Annotated in this window: 10 protein-coding genes; all 10 read left to right on the top strand. The window is 66.0% G+C overall.

The window, feature by feature from the left end; all coding sequences use genetic code 11:
* On the top strand, nt 1–577 hold a 577-nt coding region (locus tag A5753_RS05220), incomplete at its 5' end, for an MCE family protein (protein ID WP_197694584.1).
* Complete coding sequence (locus A5753_RS05215) at nt 574–1,614, top strand: virulence factor Mce family protein (RefSeq protein ID WP_067124122.1); 1,041 nt, start codon at nt 574–576, stop codon at nt 1,612–1,614. The genes A5753_RS05220 and A5753_RS05215, both read left to right, overlap by 4 nt.
* Entirely contained in the window at nt 1,611–3,203 is a 1,593-nt protein-coding gene (locus A5753_RS05210) for a virulence factor Mce family protein (protein ID WP_067124120.1), read from the top strand. The genes A5753_RS05215 and A5753_RS05210 overlap by 4 nt, the downstream gene beginning before the upstream one ends.
* Entirely contained in the window at nt 3,200–4,816 is a 1,617-nt protein-coding gene (locus A5753_RS05205) for a virulence factor Mce family protein (protein WP_067124118.1), read from the top strand. Before A5753_RS05210 ends, A5753_RS05205 begins: the two co-directional genes overlap by 4 nt.
* A gap of 17 nt (nt 4,817–4,833) precedes the next feature.
* Nucleotides 4,834–6,024, top strand: a complete 1,191-nt coding sequence (locus tag A5753_RS05200; protein WP_067124142.1) for a virulence factor Mce family protein — start codon at nt 4,834–4,836, stop codon at nt 6,022–6,024.
* Complete coding sequence (locus tag A5753_RS05195; protein ID WP_067124116.1) at nt 6,018–7,568, top strand: virulence factor Mce family protein; 1,551 nt, start codon at nt 6,018–6,020, stop codon at nt 7,566–7,568. The genes A5753_RS05200 and A5753_RS05195 overlap by 7 nt, the downstream gene beginning before the upstream one ends.
* Complete coding sequence (locus A5753_RS05190) at nt 7,538–8,287, top strand: Mce protein (protein ID WP_067124114.1); 750 nt, start codon at nt 7,538–7,540, stop codon at nt 8,285–8,287. Before A5753_RS05195 ends, A5753_RS05190 begins: the two co-directional genes overlap by 31 nt.
* Nucleotides 8,284–9,255, top strand: a complete 972-nt coding sequence (locus A5753_RS05185) for an RDD family protein (protein ID WP_067124112.1) — start codon at nt 8,284–8,286, stop codon at nt 9,253–9,255. The genes A5753_RS05190 and A5753_RS05185 overlap by 4 nt, the downstream gene beginning before the upstream one ends.
* Entirely contained in the window at nt 9,252–9,812 is a 561-nt protein-coding gene (locus A5753_RS05180; protein WP_067124110.1) for a mammalian cell entry protein, read from the top strand. The genes A5753_RS05185 and A5753_RS05180 overlap by 4 nt, the downstream gene beginning before the upstream one ends.
* Entirely contained in the window at nt 9,779–10,570 is a 792-nt protein-coding gene (locus A5753_RS05175) for a mammalian cell entry protein (protein ID WP_067124108.1), read from the top strand. The genes A5753_RS05180 and A5753_RS05175 overlap by 34 nt, the downstream gene beginning before the upstream one ends.
* Nucleotides 10,571–10,606: the final 36 nt, after the last annotated feature.

Genomic DNA, 10,606 nt, shown 5'->3' with positions numbered 1-10,606 from the left:
CCAGCAAAAGGATTTGGATCAGGCGTTGTTGTCGGCGGTCGGGTTCGGCAACACGGGTGCGGAGCTGTTCGAGAAGGGTGGGCCGTATCTGGCGCGCGGCGCGGCCGACCTGGTGCCGACGGCGCAGCTGCTGGACACCTACAGCCCCGAGTTGTTCTGCACCGTGCGTAACTACCACGACATCGAGCCCAAGGCCGCCTCGTTCCTGGGCGGCAACGGCTACTCGCTCAACAGCCACACGCAGGCGCTGTCCGGATTGGGATTGGTCGCGAACCCCCTCTCACTGGTAGCCGTCGCCGCGCTCACGATGGGGCTCGGCGGCGCCGCCGGCCTGATCGGGGGTGCGCCCAACCCATACGTCTACCCGGAGAATCTGCCTCGGGTGAACGCGCGCGGCGGCCCGGGCGGTGCACCGGGTTGCTGGCAACCCCTCACCCACGACCTGTGGCCCGCTCCGGAGCTGGTAATGGACTCCGGTAACAGCCTCGCGCCGTACAACCACCTCGACACCGGATCGCCGTTTGCGATCGAATACGTCTGGGGCCGCCAGGTAGGGGATAACACGATCAACCCATGAAAATCACCGGAACCCTTGTCAAGCTCAGCATCTTCGGCGTCGTGCTGCTGGTCTTCACTGTGATGATCATCGTCGTGTTCGGTCAGATGCGGTTCGACCGCACCAACAAGTACTCGGCGGAGTTCGCCAACGTCAGCGGCCTACGCGCGGGTCAGTTCGTCCGCGCCTCTGGCGTTGAGGTCGGGAAGGTCGACACGGTAAAGCTGGTCGACGGCGGCAAGCGGGCGCTGGTGAAATTCAACGTCGACCGCTCAATACCGCTGTACCAGTCGACGAGCGCCCAGATCCGCTACCTCGACCTGATCGGCAATCGCTACCTGGAGCTCAAGCGCGGTCAAGGCGAGGGGGCCGACAAGGTCCTGCCGCCCAACGGGTTCATCCCGGTGGCGCGCACCCAGCCGGCGCTCGACCTCGACGCCCTGATCGGTGGGTTCAAGCCACTGTTCCGGGCGCTTGACCCGCAAAAGGTGAACACCATCGCGACCGCGCTGGTCACTGTGTTCCAGGGCCAGGGCGGCACCATCAACGACATTCTCGACCAGACCGCGCAGCTGACCAGCCAGCTCGGCGAGCGCGACCAGGCGATCGGCGAGGTCATCAAGAACCTGAATACGGTGCTGGACACGACAGTTCGGCACCGGCAGCAGTTCGACCAGACCATCAACAACCTGGAGGTGTTGATCACGGGTCTGAAGGACCACGGCGACCAACTGGCCGGTGGGACCGCGCACATCAGCAACGCCGCCGGCACGGTAGCCGACCTGTTGGCCGAGGACCGCGGCCTGCTGCACAAGACGCTCAACTACCTCGACGCGGTGCAACAGCCGCTGATCGACCAGCAGGACCAACTGCAGGACTACCTCAAGAAGGTGCCGACGGCGTTGAACATGATCGGGCGTGCAATCGGGTCCTACGGGGACTTCGTGAACTTCTACGCCTGCGACATCACCCTGAAGATCAACGGCTTGCAGGCCGGTGGTCCGGTCCGCACGGTCAGGCTGTTCCAGCAGCCGACGGGTAGGTGCACGCCGCAATGAGAACACTGGAACCACCCAACCGGGTCCGAATCGGTCTGATGGGCATCGTCGTGACGGCGCTGGTGATCGGCGTCGGCCAAAGTTTCACCAGTGTCCCGATGTTGATGGCCAAACCGCACTACTACGGGCAGTTCAGCGACACCGGCGGCCTCAGCAAAGGCGACAAGGTGCGCATCGCCGGTGTGGACGTCGGCAAGGTCGAGGGCCTCAAGATCGACGGCGATCACGTCGCGGTTCAATTCAACGCGGGCGCTGAGCGATTCGGCACCGAGAGCCGGATCGCGGTCAAGACCGACACCATCCTCGGTAAGAAGGTCCTCGAACTCGAGCCGCGTGGCAACCAGACGCTGAAGCCGGGGGGGACGTTGCCGATCGGCCAAAGCACCACGCCCTACCAGATTTACGACGCGTTCTTCGACGTCACCAAGGCCGCCCAGGGTTGGGATATCGACGCCGTGAAGCAGTCTCTGCACGTGTTGTCGCAGACCATCGACCAGACCTACCCGCACCTGAGCCCGGCGCTCGAAGGGGTGGAGAAGTTCTCCGCCACCGTCGGCAAGCGCGACGAAGAGGTCAAGCATTTGCTCGCCCAGGCCAACAAGGTGGCCGGCATCCTCGGCGATCGCAGCGATCAGATCGACCGGTTGTTGGTCAACACCAAGACGCTGCTGGCCGCCTTCAACGAGCGCGGCCAGGCGATCGACGCCCTGCTCGGCAACATCGCCTCGTTCTCCGAACAGGTCAAGGGCTTCATCAACGACAACCCGAACCTCAACCACGTGCTCGAACAACTGCACACCGTCAGCGACATCCTGGTGCAGCGCAAAGACGACCTGGCCAACGGGTTCACCGAGGTCGGCAAGTTCCTGCCGTCGCTGAACGAGGCCATCGCCTCGGGACCGTTCTTCAAAGTGGTCCTGCACAACCTGGCCCTGTACCAGATTTCCCAGCCCTGGGTCGACGCCGCCTTCAAGAAGCGCGGCATCGATCCGGAGAACTTCTGGCGCAGTGCCGGATTGCCGGCCTTCCGGTTCCCCGATCCCAACGGCACCCGGTTCCCCAACGGCGCGCCGCCGCCAGCACCGCCGGTGCTGGAGGGCACGCCCGATCACCCGGGTCCGGCCGTCCCACCGGGATCCCCCTGCTCGTACACGCCGGCCAATCCGGGCGGCAATGTCACCGTCGGGGACGAGGGTTTGCCGCGGCCGTGGAATCCGTTGCCGTGTGCGGGTGCCATGACTGGACCGTTCGGTGGGCCGGGCTTCCCGGCACCCGTGGACGTGATGACGTCGCCGCCGAACCCCGCGGGTCTGCCGCCGACGCCGGGCATCCCGATTGCGGGCCGGCCGGGCGATCCGCCACCCGACGTTCCGGGGACGCCGGTGCCGATGCCGACGCAGGCACCCCCCGGCGCGCGCACCGAGAACCTCGCACCGGCGGGGCCCACGCCGCCGCCGTCGACGTTCGCGCCGGGATTCCCGCCGGGACCGCCGGCGCCGCCCGGGCCGGGCAACCAACTGCCGGCACCGTTCATCAATCCCGGAGGATCCGGAGGCAGTGGCGCAGCGGGGGGAGGTAGCCAGAATTGAGCACCATCTTTGATGTCCGCAACCTGCGGCTGCCGAAGCTGACTCGGGCGTCGGTGATCATCGCGTCGCTGGTGGTGATCCTGGCGATCGTCGTCGGCTATGTGGGTTGGCGGCTGTACCAGAAGGTGACCACCAACACGGTGGTGGCCTATTTCCCGGCGGCGAACGCGCTGTACCCGGGCGACAAGGTCCAAATCATGGGGCTGCGCGTGGGCGCGATCGACAAGATCGAGCCGTCCGGCAGCAAGATGAAGGTCACGTTCCACTACGAGAACCAGTACCGGGTTCCCGCCAACGCCTCGGCGGTGATTCTCAACCCCACCCTGGTGGCGTCGCGGTCCATTCAGCTGGAGCCGGCCTACAAGGGCGGTCCGGTGCTGGCCGACAACGCGGTGATCCCCGAAGAACGCACCCAGGTGCCGGTGGAGTGGGACCAGCTGCGCAACAGCATCACCAACATCATCTCCAAGCTGGGCCCCACACCCGAGCAGCCGAAAGGCCCGTTCGGTGAGGTCATCGAGTCGTTCGCTAATGGGTTGGCCGGCAAGGGCAAGCAGTTCAACAACACGCTGAGCAGCCTGTCGCAGGCGCTGACCGCGTTGAACGAGGGTCGCGGCGACTTCTTCGCTGTGGTGCGCAGCCTGGCGCTGTTCGTCAACGCGCTGCACAACGACGACCAGCAGTTCGTCGCGCTCAACCAGAACCTGGCCGATTTCACCACGCACCTCGCGCACTCCGACAACGACCTGGCAAACGCCATCGAGCAGTTCGACGGTCTGCTCAGCACGATCCGTCCGTTTCTGAACCAGAACCGCGCGGTGCTGACCCAGGACGTCAACAATCTCGAGACCGCGACCAATGCGCTGCTGCAACCGGACCCGCTGAATGGGCTCGAGACCGCGCTGCACGTCCTGCCGACGGCCGCGGCGAACATCAACCAGATCTATCATCCGTCGCACGGTTCGGTGGTCGCTATCCCGTCGATCACCAACTTCGCGAACCCGATGCAGTTCATCTGTAGCGCCATCCAGGCCGGCAGCCGGCTGGGCTACCAGGAGTCGGCCGAGCTGTGCGCGCAGTACCTCTCGCCGATTCTCGACGCGATCAAGTTCAACTACCCGCCGTTCGGGCTGAACCTGTTCAGCACGGCCGAGACGCTGCCCAAGGAAGTCGCCTATTCGGAGGATCGGCTGCATCCGCCGAACGGATACAAGGACACCACCGTCCCGGGCATCTGGGTGCCGGACACCCCGACGTCACACCGCAACACCCAGCCGGGCTGGATCGTCGCGCCCGGTATGCAGGGCCAGCAGGTGGGACCGATCACCGCGGGCCTGATGACCCCGGACTCGCTGAATGAGCTGATGGGCGGCCCGAACATCGAGCCGGTTCAGTCGACCCTGCAGACCCCGCCCGGTCCGCCGAACGCTTACGACGAGAACCCGATAGCGCCCGTCATCGGCCAGGTTCCGCCGCAAGTTCCCATTCCGCCGCCACCGCCGGGGCCGGGCGTGGTGCCGGGTCCGGTCGCCCCGACACCAGCGCCGGTGTCCGCACCCGCACCGAACGCGGGCGGGCCCGCGTCACCCGCTGACTTTGGAGGTGGCCAGTGAGTGGCGCGACGAGCGCACTGGGAAGCAAGCCGAGCGGCCGGCCCGCAAGGAGCGCGCTTCGCGTGCTCCGCCATCGGAGCTGGCAAGGGCTGGTTCTGCTGATCGCCGCGATGGTGCTGAGCTCGTGTGGCTGGAAAGGCATCTCCAACGTCGCCATCCCGGGCGGCCCCGGCAGCGGCTCGGGCGCCATGACCGTCTACGTGCAGGTGCCCGACACCTTGGCGATAAACGGCAACAGCAAGGTGATGGTCGCGGACGTGTTCGTCGGCTCGATCAAGGACATCCAGTTGAAGAACTGGATAGCCACCCTGACGCTGGGCCTGGACAAAAAGGTCAAGCTGCCCAAAAACGCCATCGCCAGAATCGGCCAGACCTCGTTGCTGGGTTCGCAGCACGTCGAGCTCGCCGCGCCGCCAAACTCGTCGCCCGAACTGCTCAAGAACGGTGACACAATTCCGCTGAAGAACTCGACCTCGTATCCCACGACCGAGCAGACGCTGGCCAGTCTGTCGCTCATCCTGCGCGGCGGCGGCATCCCGAACCTGGAGGTGCTGCAGAACGAGATCTACAACATCTTCAACGGACGCGGCGACCAGATCCGGGCCCTGCTCGGCAAGTTGGACACATTCACCAACCAGCTCAACCAGCAGCGCGGCGACATCACGCACGCGATCGATTCGACCAACCGGCTGCTGACCTACGTGGGTGGCCGGGCTGACGTCCTTGATCGCGTGCTCACCGACGTTCCGCCGCTGATCAAGCATTTCGCCGACACCAAGAACCTGCTGATCAACGCTACCGATGCGGTGGGACGGCTCAGTCAGGTCGCCGATCAGTATCTGTCGGAGACGCGCGGGCCGCTGCACACGGACTTGCAGGCGCTGCAGTGCCCGCTGAAGGAGCTTGGCCGGGCCTCGCCGTACTTGATCGGCGCGCTGAAGTTGATCCTCACCCAGCCGTTCGACATCGACACGGTCCCGAAGATCTTCCGCGGTGACTACATCAACATCTCGCTGACGCTCGACCTGACCTACAGCGCGGTCGACAACGCGTTCCTCACCGGAACCGGATTGTCGGGAGCACTGCGGGCGCTTGAGCAGTCGTTCGGGCGCGATCCGGAGACGATGATCCCCGACGTGCGCTACACGCCGAACCCGAACGACGCACCGGGTGGACCGCTGGTGGAAAGGGGGGACCGGAATTGCTGACTCCCTTCATCCGACGGCAGCTGATCGCCTTCGGGATCCTGACCGTCATCTCGCTGCTGGTCCTCGGGATCTACTACCTGCAGATCCCGAGCCTGGTCGGCATCGGCCGCTACACGCTGAAGGCCGACCTGCCCGCATCGGGCGGCCTGTATCCCACGGCCAATGTCACTTATCGCGGCATCACCATCGGCAAGGTCACCGATGTCGAGCCGACCGAGCACGGCGTCCAGGCGACGATGAGCATCGACAGTCACTACAAGATCCCGATCGATGCGACGGCCAACGTGCACTCGGTCTCGGCCGTCGGTGAGCAGTACCTGGACCTGACGTCGTCCGGCGGCATCGGCAAGTACCTGGCGGAGGGCCAGACCATCACGAAGGGCACCGTGCCCGCCGAGATCGGTCCGGCGCTGGACACGGCCAACCGGGGGCTGGCGGTGCTGCCTAAAGAGAAGATCGGCCAGCTGCTCGACGAGACGGCGCAAGCCGTCGGCGGGTTGGGCCCGAACCTGCAGCGGTTGGTCGACGCCACGCAGGCAATCGTCGGCGACTTCAAAAATCAGATGACCGACGTCAACGACATCATCCAAAACTCCGGCCCGGTGCTCGACAGCCAGGTCAAATCGGGTGACAACATCGAGCGCTGGGCGCGCAACCTGAACAGGCTCGGCGCCCAGACCGCGCAGGAAGATCAACACCTGAAGAGCGTGCTGCGCCAGGCGGCGCCGACGGCCGATCAGGTCGCCGCAACGTTCAACGACGTGCGGGATTCGCTGCCGCAGACGCTGGCCAACCTCGAGGTGGTTATCGATCTGCTCAAGCGCTACCACACCGGCCTCGAGCAGGTCTTGGTGTTCCTCCCGCAGGGTGCATCGATCGCCCAGACGGTGGCCGCGCCGTTCCCCAACATGGCCGCGCTCGACCTGGCGCTGTCGATCAACCAGCCGCCGCCCTGCCTGACCGGCTTCATCCCGGCCCCCGAGTGGCGGTCACCGGCGGACACCAGCATCCAGCCGCTGCCCACGGGAACGTACTGCAAGATCCCGATGGAGACCCCGGCCAACAGCGTGCGCGGATCGCGCAACATCCCGTGTACCGACATTCCGGGCAAGCGGGCCGCGACGCCGCGGGAGTGCCGCGATCCCAAGCCGTATGTGCCCGCGGGTACCAACCCGTGGTACGGCGACCCCAATCAGACGCTGACCTGTCCCGCGCCCTCGGCGCGGTGTGACCAGCCGGTCAAGCCAGGCATCGTGATCCCGGCGCCGTCGGTGGACACCGGGCTGAACCCGGCACCCTCGGACCGGGTCGCGGGCACGCCCCCGCCGACCAGCGATCCGTTGTCCCGGCCGGGGTCGGGTACCGTGCAGTGCAATGGCCAGCAGCCCAACCCCTGTGTCTACAAACCCAGCGGGCCTCCCTCGGCGATCTACAGTCCCCAAAGCGGTGAACTGGTAGGGCCAGACGGAGTGAAATACTCCGTCGAGAACTCGACCAGAACAGGAGACGATGGATGGAAGGAGATGCTGGCACCAGCCGGCTGAACCCCATCGACACGGACGATTCGTTGACCACGCAGGACAAGGACGAGGATTCGACGGCACCCGAGACCGGATCCGGGCAAACCGATCCGCAGGACGCCTCCGCGGATGCCGTGGAATCCACCGATGGCGCTGCCGACGTCGACGCCGACCGGGCCGAGTCCGGCGGCGCTGCCGAGGATGTCGCGGAATCCGGTGAACCCGCCGTGGCGGCACCGCGCGGTCCGTCCCGGGTGGGTCGCGGGTGGTGGGCCGCCATCGCCGCGGTGCTGGTGCTGTGTGCCGGCGCCGTCGGGGCCGGTGGTTACCTCGCGCTGCACTACCACCACCAAACCCAACGGACCGCCCGCAACGACGACGCGGCGCTGAAGGCCGCGGTGGAGTGCGTGTCGGCGACCCAGGCGCCGGACACCAACGCGATGACCGCGAGCGAGCAGAAGATCATCGACTGCGGCACGGATGCCTTCCGCTCGCAAGCGTTGCTGTATACCAGCATGCTCGTGCAGGCGTATCAGGCCGCGAACATCCACGTCCAGGTGTCGGATGTGCGGGCGGCCGTCGAACGCAACAACCCCGACGGGTCGGTCGACATCCTTGTCGCGCTGCGCGTCAAGGTGGCCAGCGACCAGAACCAGAGCGAAGCCGGCTACCGGTTGCGCGTGAAAATGGCCTTCGCTGAAGGGCAATACAAGATTTCGAAGCTCGACCAGGTGACGAAGTGACGGTGGTGGTCGAACCGACTGCGCCCACCGCAATCCAGGAGTCATCGCGGGAAACCTTGGCGCCCTGGCGTTCTCGCGTCAGCGCATTCGCCATCGACGTGCTGCCCGGCATCGCCGTCGTGACGACCCTGGCATTGGTGTCGTTCACCGTGCCCGCGGGCGGCGTGTGGTGGTGGCTGACGATCTCCGTCCTGGGCGTAGTGATCCTTCTGGTTCTGGTCAACCGGCTCTTGCTGCCGGTGATCGCCGGCTGGAGCCTGGGCCGCGCGCTGGTGGGTGCCACCGTGACACGACCCAGCGGGACCGCGCCGGGGCCGTGGACCCTGCTACTCCGGGACCTCGCCCACCTGCTCGACACCGTGTCGATCGTGGGATGGCTTTGGCCCCTGTGGGATTCACGCCGCCGTACCTTCGCCGACATGTTGACGCGCACCGAAGTGCACCGCGCGGAACCGGACACGGCGCCGCCCCACATCCGGCGCTGGAGCGCGGTTGCCGCATCGAGCGCGGTGGTCCTCTGCCTGGCCGGGGCCGCGGTGAGCTTCTTCGTGGTCTACTCCGCGGACCGGGCGACCGATCAGACCCGTGCCCAGATCGCGACGCAGGGGCCCAAGATGGTGGCCCAGATGCTGACGTATGACCCCAAGACGCTGCACGACGACTTCACCCGGGCACTGTCGCTGGCGACCGACAAATATCGGCCCCAGCTGGCGGCCCAGCAGGACTTGGTTCAGAAGGGTAAGCCGGTCATCAACGAGTATTGGGTGACCAACAGCTCGATCGAATCGGCGAGCCCGGATCGGGCAACGATGCTGCTGTTCATGCAGGGGCGGCGCGGCGTGGGGCCCGAGCAGCGCTACATCAGCGCCACCGTCCGGGTGAACTTGGTCAAGGCCGGCGGAAACGATTGGCGCGTCGACGATCTCAACGTGCTGACCAAGCCGAGGCAGCCGGGGAGCGGTAAATGAGCCCGCGCCGCAGGTTTGCGCCCGGGGAACGACCCCTGCTCGTTGCGCGCCCGGTCGATGTCGAGGCGCAGCGACCCTGGCTGGTGCCGTTGGCCGGCACGGTCGCCGCGGTGCTGATGGTGGCCGCGATCACCGCCTGCGCGCTAATGCTCGCCTCGCACGCGTCGCGGGCGCGCACGGCGTCGAAAGACCGCGAGGTGCTGAACTACGTGAGCGGCTTCATGACGCAGTTCACCTCGATCGATCCGTTCCACGCCAACGACTACGTGAACCGGATCTTGGCGCAGGCAACCGGCGACTTCGCCAAGCAATATCAGAAGAACGCCAACGAGATTCTCCTCCAGGTCGCCCGGGCCGAACCGGCCACCGGCACCGTCCTGGATGCCGGCCTGGAGCGATGGAACGACGACGGCAGCGTCAATGTCATGGTGGCCACGGCGATCACCACCAAGTCGCCGGATGAAAAACAGGTATTGCAGAACGCCAATCGTTGGGCGGCAACCGCGACGCAGGAAGGGAACCAGTGGAAGATCAGCAACCTGCAGCAGGTGATGTGACCGCCGAGGAGAAAACCGCCGCCGCCGAGGACGACGCGACCCAGGCGGCAGGGGCCGACAGCCCGCAGTCGACCGACGAAAAAGCCGACGCGACAACGGAATCCGAGGTCACCGCCGAACCAAACGGCGCCGAGGACGAAGCCACCGACGAGGACGAAGCCACCGACCAGGACGCCGAGCAGGCCGACCAGGACGCCGAGCAGGCCGCCGACACTGCGTCCGACGGCGCGCGGAAAAAGCGGCGGACCGGCAAGGTCTGGGGCGTCGTCGCCACGATTGCCGCCCTGCTGTTCGTCGGATCCGCCGCGTTCGCCGGCGCGATGCTGCAGCCTTATCTGGCCGACCGAGCCCTCGCCGCAACGAAACTGAACGTCGCGCGGACCGCGGCCAGCGCGATCACCACCCTGTGGACGTACACGCCGGAAAACATGGACACCCTGGCCGACCGCGCATCCCACTACCTCAGCGGCGATTTCGAAGCGCAGTACCGCAAATTTGTCGACGCGATCGTGGCGCCCAACAAGCAGGCCAAGATCACCAACAGCACCGAGGTCACCGGCGCTGCGGTCGAAACGCTCGACGACCCCAACGCCGCAGTCATCGTTTACACCAATACGACCTCCACCAGCCCGTTGACCAAGAACGTCCCGTCGCTGAAGTACCTGTCCTATCGGCTGTTCTTGAAGCGGTCCCACAACCATTGGCTGGTAACCAGGATGACGACCATCACGTCGTTGGATCTGACACCGAAAGTTTAGCCGCGGCGCCCGGCGAAGCCGAAAGATACTGCGCCG

The sequence above is a fragment of the Mycobacterium sp. 852002-51971_SCH5477799-a genome, from assembly GCF_001667145.1.
Lineage (GTDB): Bacteria > Actinomycetota > Actinomycetes > Mycobacteriales > Mycobacteriaceae > Mycobacterium.
The sequence above is the reverse complement of the archived record's forward strand: the minus strand, read 5'-3'. Positions and strand labels throughout refer to the sequence as shown.

What these genes read in the sequence shown, in the direction of transcription:
- A5753_RS05215 (WP_067124122.1), top strand. Translation starts at nt 574, where the DNA reads ATGAAAATCACCGGAACCCTTGTCAAGCTCAGCATCTTCGGCGTCGTG.
- A5753_RS05210 (WP_067124120.1), top strand. Translation starts at nt 1,611, where the DNA reads ATGAGAACACTGGAACCACCCAACCGGGTCCGAATCGGTCTGATGGGC.
- A5753_RS05190 (WP_067124114.1), top strand. Translation starts at nt 7,538, where the DNA reads ATGGAAGGAGATGCTGGCACCAGCCGGCTGAACCCCATCGACACGGAC.
- A5753_RS05180 (WP_067124110.1), top strand. Translation starts at nt 9,252, where the DNA reads ATGAGCCCGCGCCGCAGGTTTGCGCCCGGGGAACGACCCCTGCTCGTT.